General features: G+C 69.9%; 16 protein-coding genes. 9 read left to right on the plus strand and 7 right to left on the minus strand.

Features of this window, described 5'->3' with window-relative positions; all coding sequences use genetic code 11:
• Positions 1–277: 277 nt before the first annotated feature.
• Together ACIRVK_RS38355 and ACIRVK_RS38360 are read right to left on the minus strand one after the other, a co-directional pair.
• The gene (locus tag ACIRVK_RS38355) at positions 278–1,045 is read right to left on the minus strand and encodes a transposase (RefSeq protein ID WP_404255568.1); all 768 of its coding nucleotides are present in this window, start codon (positions 1,043–1,045) and stop codon (positions 278–280) included.
• Between the two features lie 198 nt (positions 1,046–1,243).
• Positions 1,244–1,576: a hypothetical protein gene (locus tag ACIRVK_RS38360; RefSeq protein WP_404255570.1), complete on the minus strand. Its 333-nt coding sequence runs from the start codon at positions 1,574–1,576 to the stop codon at positions 1,244–1,246.
• Positions 1,577–1,851: 275 nt separating this feature from the next.
• On the opposite strand from ACIRVK_RS38360, the gene ACIRVK_RS38365 reads away from it, so the two are divergent.
• Complete coding sequence (locus tag ACIRVK_RS38365; protein WP_404255572.1) at positions 1,852–2,175, plus strand: hypothetical protein; 324 nt, start codon at positions 1,852–1,854, stop codon at positions 2,173–2,175.
• A gap of 548 nt (positions 2,176–2,723) precedes the next feature.
• On the opposite strand, the gene ACIRVK_RS38370 is transcribed toward ACIRVK_RS38365, so the two are convergent.
• The 4 genes from ACIRVK_RS38370 to ACIRVK_RS38385 all read right to left on the minus strand — a co-directional run bounded on the left by ACIRVK_RS38370 (position 2,724) and on the right by ACIRVK_RS38385 (position 5,338).
• Positions 2,724–3,014 carry a hypothetical protein gene (locus tag ACIRVK_RS38370; RefSeq protein ID WP_404255574.1) on the minus strand — a complete coding sequence of 97 codons (291 nt, stop codon included), beginning with the start codon at positions 3,012–3,014 and terminating at the stop codon, positions 2,724–2,726.
• A gap of 127 nt (positions 3,015–3,141) precedes the next feature.
• A complete protein-coding gene (locus ACIRVK_RS38375) occupies positions 3,142–4,455 on the minus strand; it encodes a replication-associated recombination protein A (RefSeq protein ID WP_404255576.1) in 1,314 nt (437 codons plus the stop codon).
• 122 nt (positions 4,456–4,577) lie between these two features.
• Positions 4,578–4,946, minus strand: a complete 369-nt coding sequence (locus tag ACIRVK_RS38380; protein ID WP_404255578.1) for an MmcQ/YjbR family DNA-binding protein — start codon at positions 4,944–4,946, stop codon at positions 4,578–4,580.
• Positions 4,943–5,338 carry an MmcQ/YjbR family DNA-binding protein gene (locus ACIRVK_RS38385; RefSeq protein WP_404255580.1) on the minus strand — a complete coding sequence of 132 codons (396 nt, stop codon included), beginning with the start codon at positions 5,336–5,338 and terminating at the stop codon, positions 4,943–4,945. Before ACIRVK_RS38385 ends, ACIRVK_RS38380 begins: the two co-directional genes overlap by 4 nt.
• Positions 5,339–5,573: 235 nt before the next feature.
• Between ACIRVK_RS38385 and ACIRVK_RS38390 the strand changes: the two genes are divergently transcribed.
• From ACIRVK_RS38390 to ACIRVK_RS38405, 4 genes are all read left to right on the plus strand, one after another.
• Entirely contained in the window at positions 5,574–6,404 is an 831-nt protein-coding gene (locus ACIRVK_RS38390) for a helix-turn-helix domain-containing protein (RefSeq protein ID WP_404255582.1), read from the plus strand.
• Between the two features lie 455 nt (positions 6,405–6,859).
• Positions 6,860–8,296: a carboxylesterase family protein gene (locus ACIRVK_RS38395; RefSeq protein WP_404255584.1), complete on the plus strand. Its 1,437-nt coding sequence runs from the start codon at positions 6,860–6,862 to the stop codon at positions 8,294–8,296.
• A gap of 44 nt (positions 8,297–8,340) precedes the next feature.
• Entirely contained in the window at positions 8,341–9,363 is a 1,023-nt protein-coding gene (locus ACIRVK_RS38400; RefSeq protein WP_404255586.1) for an alcohol dehydrogenase catalytic domain-containing protein, read from the plus strand.
• 130 nt (positions 9,364–9,493) lie between these two features.
• Complete coding sequence (locus tag ACIRVK_RS38405) at positions 9,494–10,507, plus strand: alpha/beta hydrolase fold domain-containing protein (RefSeq protein WP_404255588.1); 1,014 nt, start codon at positions 9,494–9,496, stop codon at positions 10,505–10,507.
• 746 nt (positions 10,508–11,253) lie between these two features.
• Here ACIRVK_RS38405 and ACIRVK_RS38410 read toward each other — a convergent pair.
• Entirely contained in the window at positions 11,254–11,832 is a 579-nt protein-coding gene (locus ACIRVK_RS38410; protein ID WP_404255590.1) for a TetR/AcrR family transcriptional regulator, read from the minus strand.
• A gap of 165 nt (positions 11,833–11,997) precedes the next feature.
• Between ACIRVK_RS38410 and ACIRVK_RS38415 the strand changes: the two genes are divergently transcribed.
• From ACIRVK_RS38415 to ACIRVK_RS38430, 4 genes are all read left to right on the plus strand, one after another.
• Entirely contained in the window at positions 11,998–12,816 is an 819-nt protein-coding gene (locus ACIRVK_RS38415) for an oxidoreductase (protein ID WP_404255592.1), read from the plus strand.
• Between the two features lie 59 nt (positions 12,817–12,875).
• A complete protein-coding gene (locus tag ACIRVK_RS38420) occupies positions 12,876–13,727 on the plus strand; it encodes an alpha/beta fold hydrolase (RefSeq protein ID WP_404255594.1) in 852 nt (283 codons plus the stop codon).
• Between the two features lie 162 nt (positions 13,728–13,889).
• Positions 13,890–15,056, plus strand: coding sequence for a low temperature requirement protein A (locus tag ACIRVK_RS38425; RefSeq protein ID WP_404255596.1), 1,167 nt, complete (start codon positions 13,890–13,892; stop codon positions 15,054–15,056).
• Positions 15,057–15,354: 298 nt separating this feature from the next.
• A complete protein-coding gene (locus ACIRVK_RS38430) occupies positions 15,355–16,014 on the plus strand; it encodes a response regulator (RefSeq protein WP_404255598.1) in 660 nt (219 codons plus the stop codon).
• Positions 16,015–16,042: the final 28 nt, after the last annotated feature.

Consider the following 16,042-nt stretch of genomic DNA (forward strand, 5'->3'; position numbering starts at 1 on the left):
GCACTCCGCCGCGCCGGCCTCGCCCTGGACGGCCGCCAGCCGCTTGCGCAGTCGCTGTTCCTTGCGCCACTGCCTGGAACGACACGCTGCCGAGCAGAACACGGCTCCAGGCCGGGCGTCTGGCCTCAGCCGTTCGCCACAAGCCCGACAGCTCCTCTCCCCGGCCCGTCCGGCGTCCTCGGACACCAGCCCAGCCTAGGGTCCAAGGCTACTGAGAACCGGGGATCAGAAACAGCTACTGAGCTTGACTGTGTCGGGGATCTTGGAGTTGCTGAGGTCAGGTACCCAGGGTCCGCCAGGACTTCGGCCGGGGGATCTCGCGCTGATCAAGGTAGTTCTGTAAGGCGGTCGGCCGACGGGGAGGGGGTGCTTCCTCGGTCGGTGGGAGACCGCTGAGACGCTCGATGTTGATGGCGATGGCGGTCAGGACGTGCTGGAGATGTACCTTGCCCTGGCCTCGGTAGCGGCAGCGGCGCATGCCGTGTCCATGGGCGAACTCGTTGACCGTTCCCTCTACTCCGGAGCGGACCGCGTAGCGGGCCTTCCACTCAGGTGTCTGTTGCTCGGCACGGACGCGGAGTTGCAGGTCGCGGAGTTCTCGCGGGGGAAAGCCGACGGTGCGGTGGCTTTCGCGGGAGGTGGTGCACTGGGCGCGGGCCGGGCAGGGGTGGCACTGGCTCTTGGTGAACCGGGCCACGATCAGCGGGGCCGCGGTGGGTGAGGAGGTCGGGTAGGGGCCGTGCCAGCCCTGGCTGACCTGCCCCTGGGGGCAGGTGACCTGCTGGCGGTCGTAGTCGATGTGGAAGTCGTCGCGGGCGAAGCCTTCACCACGGCGGTGTTGCCGGGTGGGGTTGCCCCGGAGCGGCCCGGAGACGGTGACCTGGTGGTCATGTGCGGCTTGTGCAAGGTGGGGCAGTGAGGTGTAGCCGCTGTCGATCAGGTGCTCGGCGGGCAGCAGGCCACGGCGGTGCAGGCGGGCGTGGATGCCAGTCAGGACCTTGCTGTCATGGGTGGTGGACGCGGTGGTGGCCACGTCCGTGATCACGTTGGGGCCATCAGGAGCGCACGTCTCCGTCAGATGGGCGGAGAACCCCTTCCAGCTGATGATGTGCCCGTGACGGGCATAGCGTGCCGAGATGTCGTAGGGCGAGACGATCGCCCGGGACGAGGGCGGCAGCCCGGGTCCGCCTTCGGTCTCGGCGGTGCGCCAGCGCAGGCGGCCCGCGGCGTCGCGGTGATAGTTCTACACCAGGATCTGGCGCAGGGCTTGGACACGAGGGCCCGACGCACGGTCCGCTCCGTGCCGGTAGAGGTGTTCCAGGAGCTGGACGGCGTCGTCGCCGGTGGCGAGAATCCTGGTCTTGGGCTTGGTGGGGTTCTTCCCCAGGCGGACCGGACGGCCGTAACGGCGCCCCCAATCCTCGTCGGCCACCTCGTCCAGCAGGTGCGGGGCGGTGCCGGCCACTTCCTCCAGCGCGGCGCGGACCGCTTCGGTGACCATCTCCAGCCGGGTCAGGTCACGGACCGCGGCCAGGACGTGGGTGGAGTCGGTGCGCTGCATGGTGCGCTCGCGCACCAGGTCGGCCTCCGAGGACCGAGGCGGTGAAGGCCGACCGGACGTCCAGTTGTCCGGAGTGCGGGAAGTCGTGGACGTCCGGCGTCGAACATCCCGCCTCGGCAAGGTACTGCTCTCTCCGCTGCCGCAAACGGTCCTGGCACAGGCGGCGCACGCAGCAGCGCGGGGTGTGAGGCCGCGCAACTGGCGGGCACAGGGCTGCTCCACGCGCCGGGTCTGCACGCCCTTTCCGGTGCCGAAGGGGGGACACCGTCGACTACGTCGACCGCGTCTTCATGCTCCGCGAGCACGACGGTCAGGTGTACGCGCCGATGCACCCGGAAGTGGCCGCGGGCCTCACCGCAGAAGAGCAGAGCGGCACCTGGCACACGGTGCGGGCCGACTTCCCCGAACACGCCTTCGCCCATGTACGCGGCCTCAGCGATGGTCCCGGGCACGCCGGAACCGGCGACTGCAGAAACTGCGCTGCTCATCACCTCGGCAGCGGCACCCACGAACTGGCCTTGCGGGCCGCCGAAGACGCCCTCGGTGTCGTCACACCCCGCAGGCCGCCCGCCGTTCGCGTCCCTGACTCGTTCTCCTGGCCACACAGATTCTGAGCTCACGGAAAGCTGATGGGAGGGTTCATCGGCCGACGCCCCTCATACAGCGCACCTATGTACTGCGACCAGGCGTAGGTGGAGGGGCGGCCCCCGGCCCAGGGCGCAGAGTGCCGGGGCCGCCCGAGCCCTGCGGTCCTGTCAACGCAGGGCACTACACCGCCGGGGTCCAGCAGCCGGCAGCGATGGGCGTCCGCGCCAGCGCTGTTCGTAGCACAGTTGGTCAGGCCCGGACTGCGGCATCACCCGCAGTGCGCGCCGCATGGCCGAGCGGACCGCGGTCACTGCCCCGGGCACGGTGGGGTCGGCCAGCAGCCGCACCACCTCGCCGATCGCAGCACAGCCCTGGAGGTAGCCCGGCAGCTCGCCCGGGGGACGCCTGGGCCGTGGACACGGACACGGTCGGCCGTGTCCACGGCCTGGCGCCATTCCCGGGCGCGGCTCGTCCTGCCGTGTCGCCATCGGCCCTCCGCCCGTTCCTTGCTGCGCCGGTTCTCCCTCCTTGTAGCGTCCGGGCTCCGGTCAGGTCGCTGGTGACACCGCCCTGTTCACCCGGACGGCCCCGGCTCGGCCGGCCCCAGGTCCTCGCGGAGACGAACGAACCGCACGGTGCGGTGCCGGGTGGTGCCCACCTCGATCTCAGCGAGCAGCGGCGTGACCACCCGGTGGCCCCCGCCGGGCAGCGCCTCCCGGACGCCGTCCGCGAGCGCCCGGCCGACGGCGGCGCACTGCCTGCTGTCCAGCTGCGCTGTCTGGGCGAGGGTGCCGTCCGGGAGCCGGACGACGAGGTAGGCGGGGCGGGCCGGGGAGCCCGCGATCGCCACGATCTCCGTGTCCACCGTGTCGACATGCCACTGGTGGCGTGTCGGTATTCGAGAGTTGCAGTATTCGCCCACAAGGTGGCTGCTACGTATGGTGCACGACATCTGCCGTGTGCTGACTGCTGGGCCGGCCCTCGTGTCCGCGTCAGCCGCGTTGCCGACGGGCGCGCAGAGTGGCCCAGTGGCGCAGGCGTTCGCTTATCTGGGCTTCGTAGCCGTTTCGGGTGGGCTGGTAGTACGTCTCGCGGTCCATGTCGTCGGGGAAGTAGTCGTCACCTGAGAAGCCGTCGGCCGTGTCCGGGTCGTACTGGTAGTCCTTGCCGTAGCCGAGGTCCTTCATCAGCCGGGTCGGGGCGTTGAGGATATGGGCGGGCGGCATGAGCGAGCCGGTGTGCCGGGCGGATCGGTGCGCCGCGTTGAAGCCGCGGTAGACGGCGATGGACTTGGGGGCGGTGGCGAGGTAGATGACGGCCTGGGCGATCGCCAACTCGCCCTCGGGGGAGCCGAGTCGCTCGTACACATCCCAGGCGGCCAGGGTCTGCTGAACGGCGTGCGGATCGGCCATGCCGATGTCCTCGTTCGCGAAGCGGATCAGACGGCGGGCGACGAACAGCGGATCTTCGCCTCCGTCGAGCATGCGGGAGAGCCAGTAAAGGGCCGCGTCCGGGTCGGAGCCGCGCATCGACTTGTGCAGCGCGGAGATCAGGTTGTAGTGGCCCTCCTGCGTCTTGTCGTACAGCGGGGCCCGCTGCTGGATGTGATGGGCGAGCCCGGCGGTGTCCAGGGTGGTTGCGGTGTCCGGGAGGGCCTGGAGCTGTTCGGCCATGTTGAGGAGGTAGCGGCCGTCGCCGTCCGCCATGGCGATCAGGGCGCGGCGGGCGTTGTCGTCCAGGGGCAGACGGTGGCCGGTGAGCTGTTCGGCACGGTCGAGGAGCGTGGACAGCGCTCTTTCGTCGAGGCGTTTGAGGACGAGGACCTGGGTGCGGGAGAGGAGGGCGCCGTTGAGTTCGAAGCTCGGGTTCTCCGTGGTGGCGCCGATCAGGGTGACGGTGCCGTCCTCGACGTAGGGGAGGAAGCTGTCCTGCTGGGCGCGGTTGAAGCGGTGGATCTCGTCGACGAACAGCAGGGTGCCCTGGCCGATGCCGCGCCGGCTTCGTGCGGCGGCGAAGACCTTGCGCAGGTCGGCCACGCCGGAGAAGGTGGCCGACACCGGTTCGAAGGCCAGGTCGCCGGCGTCCGCGAGGAGCCGGGCGATGGTCGTTTTCCCGACGCCGGGCGGGCCCCACAGGACGGCGGAGCTGAGGCGCTGCCGATCGACCATGCGGCCCAGCGGAGCGTCTGGGGCCAGGAGGTGGTCCTGCCCGACGACCTCTTCCAGCCGGGTGGGGCGCAGACGGTCAGCGAGGGGCCGGGCGGGCTCCTCGCCGAAGAGCGGCAGGGGCGCTTCGGTCGGTTCCATCGGTCTCTCGGGTCGCAGGCGGAGGGGGTACGGATGTGGCGAGCCTCGCACGGGGCACTGACATTGATGCCGACACTCAGTTCAGGCGTCGGCTCAGCCGCTCGTGGGGAGGCTCGCGGAACTCATCGAGCCCCGGGGCGGTCCCGTCGCGGCAGCCGCTCGACGGCCAGGTGGTAGGAGTCCTCGACCGCGTCGGTGACCAGTTGCTCGGTGATGCCGGGGCCTGCCCCGAGGGAGATCCAGTGGCGTTTGTCGAGGTAGCGGCCCGGTGTGATCGAGGCGTAGGCGCGTACGTGAGCGCGGGCGTGTTCGGGTTCGCACTTGACCGTGATGATCTGCTCGTCCGGGTCGTCGGTGACGATCAGGAACACCTTGCTCGCGACCTTGTACACGTCGAGTCCCGGGGTGAAGGGGTATCCGTGACTGACTTCGGGGAGGGCAAGGGCCGCCCGGCGGGCGGTGTCCTGGAGCCGGTCGCCGGCCGCGCTCACCGGGCCGGCTGCGTTCCGGTGCCGTAGGTGTTCGGGTCGACGGGCCGTTCGGCCTTGGGCAGATGAGCGACGACGAGCCGGTAGGAGTCGGTGACGAGCTCCCTGACGAGCTCTTTGTCGACGTCTTCCCCGCCCTCCAGGGTGATCCAGTGCTTCTTGTTCATGTGGTAGCCGGGTGAGATGTGGCTGTACTGCTCCCGCAGGGCGTCCGCCTCGTCGGGGTCCGCCTTGAGGATCACCACGGGACGCCCCGGGACCTCGGTCATCAGCATGAACACTTTGCCGCGCACCTTGTAGACCTCCCAGTCGGGACCGAAGGGGTGCTCTAGCTGGGCTCCGGGGAGTTCTTCCGCGCAGTCGGCGGCGGTCTTGTGCAGGGTCGGTCCGTTCATGGGTGACGAGCTCTTCTCGGGTGGTGGCGGGCTGTGGCATCGAAGGAGGGGGAGGGCGCACCGGGCGGGCGCGGTGGCAGGGCCCATCCTTCCGCCGAAGCCGACCACACAGGGGGTAAGGTGCGGACACGTGATGGTCGGCAAGCGACACTCAGGGTCCCGGGGGCAGGCCGGGCCGGCTGCGGTTCCGCTGTACGGTTTCAAGCCCCCGGTCGGTACTCCCTACGGCCTGGAAGTGAGTACCGTCGAGGATTTCTTCGTCCAGGACGACGACTGGCCGTGGAACCCACCCCGTCCGGGCCGTGCCACCTTCCACTACCTCATCGCCGTCACCGAGGGCGAGCTGCGGCACGACGTCGACCACGTCACGCGGACCGTCACCCCCGGCCAGTGGCTGTGGGTGCGTCCCGGGCACGCGCAGTGCTGGCATCCGCCCGGTGCGGCCCGCGGCACCTTCATCCTGTTCGAACCGGACGTGCTGCGGCCCGACCTTGCCCGTCTCCTGGCCCCGCTCACCGCGCACGAGGCCCCCGCGGTGCTCAGTCCCCGCCCCGACGACACCGCCTGGCTCCAGCAGACGGCACTCCAACTCCTGGACGAACACCGCGCACTGGGACGCCGCCCCCTCGACGTCCACCACTCCCTGCGCCGCAGTCTGCTCGAATCGCTGCTGCTGCGCCTGGCCAACTCCCCGGGCATCGTCCCCGCCGCCGCGGCCACGGCCGGCACCGGCCGAGCCGACAGGTACGGACGCTTCCTCGACGCCCTGGAGCTGCACTTCCGCGAGCTGCACCAGGCCGCGGACTACGCCGAGCTGCTCGGCTGCTCGGTCCGCACCCTCAGTCGTACGGCCCGGCAGGCCACCGGAAAGGGGGTACGTGAACTCATCGACGAGCGGCGCCTCCTCGAAGCCCGGCGCCTGCTGGGAGGTGCGCGGTGGGACGCCCGGACCGTGGCGGTCCACCTTGGCTTCACCGATCCCGCGAACTTCGGCCGCTTCTTCCGCGACCGCACCGGCCTCACCCCCGCCGCCTTCGCGGCCAGCGAGGCCCCGACCCACCCGTGAGTGGAGCTCGGCGGCTGGCGCACCCCCCTCTGACCACCCGCGGGCCGACCACCTTGCCGGGGCCCGGCTTGCGGTTGACTGGCGAACACCAGGTCGCGCACCGCTCTGGCTTTTCAGCCCGGCTGGCAAAGCCCGCCCTCCAGCTGTTTGCCGTAGAGCTGCGCGCCGACCTCGACCGCAGCTCCCCAGTGCCGCCGCCCCATGCCGTACCTGCTCGGCCGACTTCCCAAGCTCCTCCGGGCCCGCCGATGGCAGACCCGGCCACGGGGACCTCCCCTCGGCTGCCTGGGCCATGAGAGAAAGACAAGCATGGAAGTGTCACCTGTTGACCATCAGGTGACCGCTGTACGCCAGGCGTTTTGTCGGATCCCGGGAAACGATGGGAGCCGTCACCGCGAGCGACGAGCCGCCGACTCACCCCGCGAAGCATCCGCAACGCGCTGGAAGGACATGTCATGACCGCCTCCGCTCCCAAGGCTCCGACTGCACCAGGGGTGCGGTCCTGGTGGGGAATCCCGTACGCCACCGCCGAGCGGTACCGCCGTCCCGTGGTCGCGGACTTCGACCCGAACCTTCCCTACGACCGCAAGGGCGTCGTCTCGATCCAGCCCGACAGCGGCGACTGGCTCGAAGCGGACAGCGGGATGGGGGAGGACTGCCTGAACCTGAACGTGTGGGCCCCCGAGCAGCCGGCTTCGAAGGCGCTGCCGGTGACCGTGTACATCCACGGCGGCGGATTCGAGTACGGCGCCAACACCCAGATCACCTCGAACGTCGCCGGTCTCGCCGCGACGGGGCGCGTGGTGGGCGTGTCTATCAACTACCGGCTCGGCGCCCTGGGCCCGCTCTCGCTCTCGCACTACGGCGGGAAGCTCGCCGAGGCCAGCAACCTCTTCCTCCAGGACATCATCGCCGCGCTCACCTGGATCCAGCGGAACATCGCCCACTTCGGCGGCGACCCCGACAACGTCACCGTCTACGGTCACAGCGGCGGCGCCTATTCCACCTTCGGGCTGCTCGGCGCCTCCTCCGCCGACGGCCTGTACCGGCGCCTGGCCGGGTTCTCCGGCGGGCCGGCCCGCTCCGTCCCGGCCTGGTGGGCCGAGGAACTCGCGCACCTGTTCGTCACCGAACTCGGCGTGGCGGACAACCCGGAGAAGGTGCTCGACCTCGACCCGCTCTCCCTGCGGGACGCCCTGCGTAAGGTCCTCCCGACGGACCTCGGAGTCCGCGGCGGGGTGGACAACAAGGCCACCGGCGTCGTCCTGGACATCGGGCAGCCCGGCGCGGTGGTGCACGCCCACCCCCTGGACGTCCTCGCCTCGGGCGCCCACCGCGACGTGGACGTGCTGCTGAGCATGGCCAGCGACGACATGGGCTGGTGGGTGGCGAACGACCTCGACCGCTTCGACCCGGGCACCGTCGGCCGCGTCGTCGACGAGGTCGCGGGGTGGCGCGTTTCCCGCTCCCGCGCGCGGAAGATCGTCGACACCTACGACCAGGGCGGCCGCACCCCGGCCGAGGTCCGCGCCGCGGTCATGGCGGACTACCTCTTCGCGATCCCCGCCGCCCGCGGCGCCCTGGCCCACGCCGACGCCGGCGGCAACGCCCACCTCCTGATGATCGGTCCCGCCGAGGGTGCGCCCGCCGTGCACGGCACCGAGATGTACGCCCTGGTCGGCCAGGAAAAGCCGGGCCGCAGCGCGGAGCAGGCCGAGCGCGACACCCGTATCCGCGACATCGTGCTCGACTTCGCCACCGGCGAGCACTCCCGCCTGTGGCCCGCCGTCACGGACCAGCCGACCTCGGAAACCGTCGGCGACTCTCCCTTCGAGGGCACCGCCCACTACCAGCAGGTCCTCGACCTGTGGGAAGGCATCGACCGCCCCTGACGACCGACGGGCGATACGGAACAACACGGAGTGAGGTACTCGACATGAGCCGACCAAAAGCAATGGGCGGCGCCGCACCGGCGACGATGCGGGCCGTCGTCGTCACCCGCCCCGGCGGCCCGGACGCACTTCAGATCAAGGATGTTCCGGTGCCCGTCCGCAAGCCCGGCTGGGTGCGGATCCAGGTGAAGGCGTTCGGCGTCAACGAGTCCGAAGTAACCACCCGCAAAGGCGAGTCGGACGCGGAGGTCACCTACCCGCGCATCCCCGGCATCGAAGGCGTCGGCCTGGTCGACGAGGCTGACGAGGACAGCGGGCTGCGGCCGGGACAGCAGGTGGCCACGATGATGGGCGGCATGGGTCGCTCGTACGACGGCTCGTACGCCCACTACGTGACCGTCCCCGCCGGGCAGGTCATCCCGTTCGAGACCACCCTGCCGTGGGACGTGGTCGGCGCGCTTCCGGAGATGTTCCAGACCGCCTACGGATCGCTGGCCACCGGCCTGGACCTCAAGCCCGGCCAGACGCTGCTGATCCGCGGCGGCACCTCCACGGTCGGGCTGAGCGCGGCCACGATCGCGAAGGACCTCGGAGCCACCGTGCTGTCCACCACCCGCAGCGAGGCGAGGGCCGGGGAACTGCGGGCCGTCGGCGTCGACTATCCCCTCGTCGACAACGGAACCCTCGCCGACCAGGTGCGCGAGCTGATGCCGCACGGCGTCGACGCCGCACTGGAGCTGGTGGGCTGCTCGGTCCTCGCTGACACCCTCCGCACCGTTCGTCGGCACGGCATGGTCTGCTTCACCGGAGCCCTGGCCGGCCAGTGGACCATCCCCGACTTCTCCCCGTTCATGATCCCGGGCGGGGTGCGGCTGACCAGCTACGCGGGCGAGGCCGCCGACCTCCCGGCCGACGTCCTCGCCCACCAGCTCCAGGCCATCGCCGAAGGACGCCTCAACGTCCCGGTCGCGAAGGTCTATTACGGCCTGGAGCAGGTCCGTGACGCCCAGGCCGACCTTGAGTCCGGCACCACGCCGGGCAAGCACGTCGTCGTCCTGGACGACTGAAACGGATCGCGGGACGCGACCAGGTGACGCATCTCGAGTTGATCGGCTCGAACCCGCACATCGTGCCCAGTGAGTACCTCACCCGGCGGTGAGCGCCGCCGCTCCCCGTCGTTTCCGAAGGAGCGAACAGATGACGGACCGGACAGCGGCAGACCTCTTTGGTGCCTTGACCACCCGGCCTCCGCTGGACCCGGAGCTCGCGCCTGTAGAGGAGGCGCGGGGAGCTCTTTTCCCGGCCCTGTCGGACGAGACCCTGCCAGAGCTCCGGCGGCAGATCGCCGCGGGTTCCCCCGCTTTGGATTCGGAGGCACTCACGGCGGGCGGCAGAGTGCGGGTGGAAGAGCGCCAGGTACCAGGGCCGGAGGGGGCGCCGGACATCACTGTGCTGATTCTCAGTCCCGTCGAGGACCGAGGCCCCAGGGGAGGCATCCTCAGCCTCCACGGTGGCGGGATGATCATGGGGGGACGCCGGGACCATGTGGGTCATCTCCTTCCTCATGTGATCGAGGGGAGTGCGGTCGTTGTGTCGGTCGAGTACCGGCTGGCGCCGGATCACCCCGATCCGGCGCCGGTCGAGGACTGTTACGCGGGGCTGGTGTGGATGGCGAAGAGCGCGGCCGAGCTCGGCATCGACCCCGAGCGGCTTCTGATCGCCGGAGTCAGTGGCGGCGGCGGTCTCGCGGCGGGGACTGCGCTGCTCGCCCGCGACCGTGCCTTTCCCAGGCTCAGCCACCAGGTTCTGATCTGCCCCATGCTCGACGATCGCTTCGAGACGCACAGCAGTCGCATGGTGGACCGCGAAGGCGTATGGGACCGCCACAGCAACCTGTACGCGTGGACCTCCGTCCTGGGCGAGCGGCGCGGCGGCCTGGAGGTGTCGCCGTACGCCGCGCCGGCCCGTGCTGAGGACCTCAGCCGGCTGCCGCGCACCTACATCGACACCGGCTCGGCCGAGGGGTTCCGCGACGAGATCCTGGTCTACGCCGGCCGCTTGTCCGAGGCGGGTGTGAGCGTTGATCTCCACATGTGGGGCGGAGCCTTCCACGGATTCGACATGTCGGTGGGTCATGCGGCTGTCTCGCGCGCCTCCAATGCGACCCGTGAGGAGTTCATCCGACGGGCTCTTGGCGGGGAAGCGGTGTGACTATGGCTGGAGAGGCTCCATCGCGTGGCCTCATCGGCGAGGTGGAAGTCGTCGACGCGGCGGCCGTGCGGTGCGCGTCATTGGCCCCTTCGACAGCCTGATCGCGACGCGGCCCTCGGCCGCGGCCATGCTCCGGGCAGTGGCTGCCCTGACCCGCTGCCCCGCCGGTCCGTACGACGCCAGCTGCGGCATCAGCCCCTGGTACGGCCCCAGGGCACTCCTTCAGGGCGAGTCGGAGCTCACCGAGTGGCCAGTCACCGTTGTTAGGCAGAACTCGCTGTCTCAACGCCGCATGTATCGCAGGCGGCACATCACCCGCACGTGTATGCCGGTCTGAGGAGCGCGTCCCACTGCCGTGGCAGGCAGCCGCCACCGCAGGAACCTCCGGCAGGCATCCCGCCGCTGTTTCTCCGACCGCGGCGCATCAGGCTGATCAGCCACGCCGGGAGCGGCCTCGACGTGCCGTGCTCTGCCGTCGGCCAGTCGAAAGACAAGCCCACCACGGCCGCCCTGGCCGACGTCGACCTTCTCGCCGAGGTCCCGAGCGGTCCAGCAGCAGGTCGACGAAGTGCCGTATGCGCTCGGCGACGATCTACGCCGACCACGCCGCACGGATGCGGCACGCCCCATGGCCGGTCGAAGAACGCCGGAACAACGATGAGTGCAGATTGGGCAGGCGCAACAGGACGACCGCGAGGGTGTCCGCGAGGCGGGGGCGTCGAACTCACTCGGCCGAGCAGCCAGGCTCAGTCGTGTGGTCCGGCGCCGTGCAGCAGTGTGTCGATGACGAGTGTGGCCAGCGTGTCCGGATCCTGCGCGGCAGGGTCCTGGTCGGCGCTGGGCCTGTTGAGGGCTTCGCTCATCAGGGCGTAGTACACCTGCCCCGTCCATTCCAGATCCGCGTCCGGAGCGAGGAGTCCCTCGTGTTGTGCGCGGGTCAAGAGCTTGACAGTGTGGGCGTTGATCTCGGCCCAGAGAGCGGCGGCCGCTTCGGTGTGAGCCGTGGCGTGGCTGAGGGTGAAGCGCCAGGCGCTCTTGACCCGCAGCACATTCGCGGTCACCCGGTACAGGGCGACGAGGGCGGGAGCGGCGTCGGGGCGGGCCTCCTCGATGGCGTCGATGAGCTGCTGCTTCGCGGATACGGCGAGCGCCTCCAGGAGTGCCTGCCTGTTCGCGAACCGCCGGTGCACCGTGATCCTGGTCAGCCCCGCGGCCTCGGCGATCTGCTCCATCGAAGCATTCACGTCCTGGGCGAGGACTCGCTCGGCCGCCTCCAGGATCGCGCGCACACTGCGCTCGGCATCTGCCCGCAGTGCTCGGCCCATGTCTGTCTCCTGTCTCGTCGGCTCACGTCTTGACCCTCTGTAGAGGATACGTGAACGCTACGGCTATCTTATTAATTGATGCTCTCTTGTTGCTTCTTCTGAATTAACTGATACGTTAGTGATACCGATCGGGGGTCGCCCCGGTCCCGGAATCAGGAGTTCAAGATGACGACAACACGGCCGGTAGCCCTCGTGACGGGTGCTTCCTCCGGCATCGGGAAGGCGGCTGCCCTCGCGCTGGCCACGGCGGGCTACGAGGTGGTCGGCACCAGCCGCAACACCGCGCACGCCAGTGCACTCAAGGGCGTGACCTTCCTCGACCTCGACGTGACCAGCGACACCTCAGTGACCGCCGCGGTCGCAGAGGTCATGGACCGGTTCGGGCGGATCGACGTCCTGGTCAACAACGCGGGCATCGGTTCGGCGGGCGCCGCCGAGGAAAGCTCCGCCGCGCAGGCGCAGGGCCTCTTCGACATCAACGTCTTCGGCGTCATCCGCATGACGAACGCCGTCCTGCCATACATGCGCGCCCAGGGCAGCGGACGCATCATCAACATCTCGTCCATCGTCGGGTTCATGCCGCAGCCCTACATGGCCGCCTACGCGGCCTCCAAGCACGCCGTCGAGGGCTACTCGGAGTCCGTCGACCACGAGGTCCGCGAGTACGGCGTGCGGGTCCTGCTCGTCGAACCCGCCTGGACCAACACCGCGTTCGACGCGGCCAGCGTGCGTCCCGACCGCCCCCTGGACGTCTACGCCCACCAGCGCCACGTCTTCGAGGAGTACATGGCCGGCGCGGTCAAGGACGGCGACGACCCCGCCGTCGTCGCCAAGGAGATCGTCGCCGCCGCGACCGACGCCAAGCCCAAGCTGCGCTACACCGCCGGCGCCATCACCGGACGCGTCCGCACCATGCGGCGCATCGTCCCCACCCGCATGTTCGACCAACAGCTGCGCAAGCTGAACCGCCTGCCCGCCGCCTGACACCCCCACCACCCACACAGCCACCACCTGACGACAGCGACAGGAAAGCGAAGCTCGCCATGAGCACCTACCTGGCAGACGCAGCCGAGAACCTCACCGCCGAAGGTCCCTCCGCGACGTTCACCTACCGGCGCCTCGGACCGACCGGCGGCACCCCGCTAATCCTTCTGAACCGGGTCCGGGGAACCCTCGACTGGTGGGACCCGGAACTCCTGGACCACCTGGCCGCCGAGCACGACGTGATCGTGTTCGACAACATCGGCACCGGTTACACCACCGGCACCCCGCGCAACTCTGTCGCGGGACTCGCCGACGGCGCCGTCGAGTTCATCGAAGCCCTCGGCTTCAAGCAGGTCGACCTACTCGGCTGGACGCTGGGCGGCACCGTCGCCCAGCACGTCACCCGCACCCGGCCCGACCTGGTCCGCAGGCTGGTCGTGGCCGCCGCCAACCCCGGCGGCACGGTGCCCGGCGCCCCGGACCCGAACCCGAAGGTGCGCGCCACCATGACCAAGCCCGAGGTCACGGGAGACGACCTGGTGTTTCTGTTCTTCCCGGAGACGGACACCGGGCGCGCCGCCGGATACGCCCACCTCGCCAGGGTGGCCACCCGGCTGGCCACCGGGGTCCCCGAGGTGTCCGAGGCTGCGGCCACGGGCCAGATCACCGCGATCGGGAAAGACGCGGCGATTCCCTTCGAGCAGGTGCGAGCGGACCTGGAGAGCATCCAGCAGCCCCTCCTGTACGCGACCGGCATGCAGGACGTGATGATCCCCGCGCTGGCCGCCTACACCGCGGTACAGCACCTTCCCAACGCCACCCTCGTCGCCTACAGCGACGCCGGCCACGCCTTCCTCTTCCAGCACGCCAAGGACTTCACCGCCCAGGTGACGGCCTTCCTCGCCGACTGACCACTCGCCCCAGGCCCGACAGCCCGGAAACCGCAACGCCTCCCCGGTCATGGCCAAGGCCCAGGCCCGCCTCCCCTGACGACATATCCGTGAGCGGTTCCGCCGGCGGCTGGCCGGCAACTGCCAGACATCGCTCTCAGACCGTGCAACCGAGGAGACCCCGTGGAGTTGACCCGTAATCCGGCGCGCCGGGAGGTCACGCCGCTGGAGTTGTTCTTCGACCTGGTCTACGTCTTCGCGATCGGGCAGCTGTCGCATCAGCTGCTGGCGCACCCGACGTGGACCGGCGCGGCCCAGACGCTCGTGCTCTACCTCGCGGTCTACGCGGCGTGGGCGTACACCACGTGGGCGGTCACCCTCGTCCCGGCCGAGGACCCGCGGACCCGGCGGATGCTGCTGGCGGTCATGCTCGTCGGGCTGTTCATGAACGCCGCGATCCCACGAGCCTTCAGCGATGCCGGGTGGGTCTTCGTCGCCACCTTCCTGCTGATTCATATCGGCCGGACGGTTTGGCTGCTCAGGGTGGGCCTCGATGAGGTCAACCAGGAGCATTTCGTTCGCGTACTGATCTGGTTCATCGCGGCCGCACCCCTGTGGCTGACCGGCGCGGCGGTCGGCGACGGCGCGCGGCTGGCGTGGTGGGCGGCGGCGACCCTGGTCGAGTTGGCGGGTACCTGGACGGCGCATCCGTTGCCCGGCCGCAGGCTGGAGTCCCGGCAGGTCGGCTTCGCCGGCGGGCATCTGCTGGAACGCGGCCGCCTGTTTATGATCATCGCGTTGGGCGAGACGGTGATGACCACCGGCACCGCGCTCACCGCGGCGCCGCACGAGCCGATGACCCTCCTGACCGCAGGCGTGGCGCTCACCGGCACGATCGCGTTGTTCTGGCTGTTCTTCAGTCGCTCCGAACGTGTCGTGCGCCACTACGAGCGGACCGAAGACCCGATGCGGGCCGGGCGCAGCGGCGTCATCAGCCTCATGGCCTCCGTCACCGGGTTGATCGCCGCCGCTGTGGCCGATGAACGCGTCATCGCACACCCCATGGAGCACGTCGGCCTCACCACGAACCTGCTGCTGTTCGGCGGGCCGGCCCTCTTCATCGCCACGCAGACCTGGCACGGGGCCAACCTGTTCGACGACCTGCACTGGTCACGGCTGCTCGCCCTGTCCGCTCTGGTCATCGCAGGCATGCTCACGCTGGCGGCCACCGCGTACCTGGCGGCGGTCGTCGCCGCGGCGATCGTCGTCGCACTGGCCGCGCTCGAAGAACGCCGTCCGACCGGCGACGCGCATGCGAGGCCGGCCCCCTCAGGCCGCCCACACAACTGACCAGATCACCTGACCCCCGGTACACGCGTCCGGTCCGCACAGAAGATCGGCAAGCCGTTAGGTCACACCAGCACGCCTCTCACGCACCCCATTTGCACCAGGAGGATTTCATGGGCCTGTCCACCAGCACCGTTTTCGCCACCGAAGCCGACCAGGGCCTTGGCCCGACAACCGCCCTCGAGCCGTTCGGCCCTGGCACGGCCGTCCACGCTGGTACCCGCAACCCCGACCATCCGGTGTCCACACACAGGCGGAGCGGTGCGCGTGAGCGGGTGGCCGTGTCAGGAGGCGGGGCGCCATGACAAAAGCCGGCGTACTGATCTGTGACGCCCAGGAGTTGATGCGGGCCGGCCTGCGCGGGGTGGTCGACAGCCAGGCGGACCTCACGGTCGTCGGCGAGGCCGGGGACGGCGAGACAGCTGTGGCGCGGGCACTCGCGCTGCGTCCGGACCTCGTCGTCATGGGGGTGCGGATGCCGTGTCTGGACGGCATCTCGGCGACCGCACAGGTCCGCGCCGAACTGCCCGGGACACATGTACTGGTGCTCAGTGCCTGTGACCGCGACGAGTACGCGTACGCGGCGCTGCGTGCCGGAGCGAGTGGCTTCCTCATCAAGGACGCCTCGGCCGCCGAGATGCTCGTAGCCGTCCGCGGTGTGCTGCGCGGCGACACGATGATCGCCCCGTCGGTGGCGCGGCGGCTCGTCGACCGGTACGTCACAGGCGCCGTCGCTCCGCTCACCGACGCACGCCTCGACACACTCACCGACCGCGAGCGGGAGGTACTGGGGCTGGTCGGTCGCGGGCTGAGCAACGTGGAGATCGCCGAGAAGCTGTTCCTCGGCGAGACCACGGTCAAGACCCACGTAGCCCGGATTCTCACCAAACTGCATATCCGTGATCGCATACAGGCCGTTGTCGTGGCCTACGAGAGCGGGCTGGTTCGTCCTGGTGGATGAACCGGTCGGGCGCTGGGGAGGACGCCCG

The organism is Streptomyces sp. NPDC101152, from assembly GCF_044768275.1.
In the GTDB taxonomy this organism is placed as follows: Bacteria; Actinomycetota; Actinomycetes; order Streptomycetales; family Streptomycetaceae; genus Streptomyces.

Bases quoted from the DNA above. Each gene is read 5' to 3' on its own strand.
- ACIRVK_RS38365 (WP_404255572.1), top strand. From the start codon at position 1,852: ATGCTCCGCGAGCACGACGGTCAGGTGTACGCGCCGATGCACCCGGAA.
- ACIRVK_RS38410 (WP_404255590.1), bottom strand. From the start codon at position 11,832: ATGGGCCGAGCACTGCGGGCAGATGCCGAGCGCAGTGTGCGCGCGATC.
- ACIRVK_RS38395 (WP_404255584.1), top strand. From the start codon at position 6,860: ATGACCGCCTCCGCTCCCAAGGCTCCGACTGCACCAGGGGTGCGGTCC.
- ACIRVK_RS38405 (WP_404255588.1), top strand. From the start codon at position 9,494: ATGACGGACCGGACAGCGGCAGACCTCTTTGGTGCCTTGACCACCCGG.
- ACIRVK_RS38430 (WP_404255598.1), top strand. From the start codon at position 15,355: ATGACAAAAGCCGGCGTACTGATCTGTGACGCCCAGGAGTTGATGCGG.
- ACIRVK_RS38415 (WP_404255592.1), top strand. From the start codon at position 11,998: ATGACGACAACACGGCCGGTAGCCCTCGTGACGGGTGCTTCCTCCGGC.
- ACIRVK_RS38420 (WP_404255594.1), top strand. From the start codon at position 12,876: ATGAGCACCTACCTGGCAGACGCAGCCGAGAACCTCACCGCCGAAGGT.
- ACIRVK_RS38375 (WP_404255576.1), bottom strand. From the start codon at position 4,455: ATGGAACCGACCGAAGCGCCCCTGCCGCTCTTCGGCGAGGAGCCCGCC.
- ACIRVK_RS38385 (WP_404255580.1), bottom strand. From the start codon at position 5,338: ATGAACGGACCGACCCTGCACAAGACCGCCGCCGACTGCGCGGAAGAA.
- ACIRVK_RS38400 (WP_404255586.1), top strand. From the start codon at position 8,341: ATGAGCCGACCAAAAGCAATGGGCGGCGCCGCACCGGCGACGATGCGG.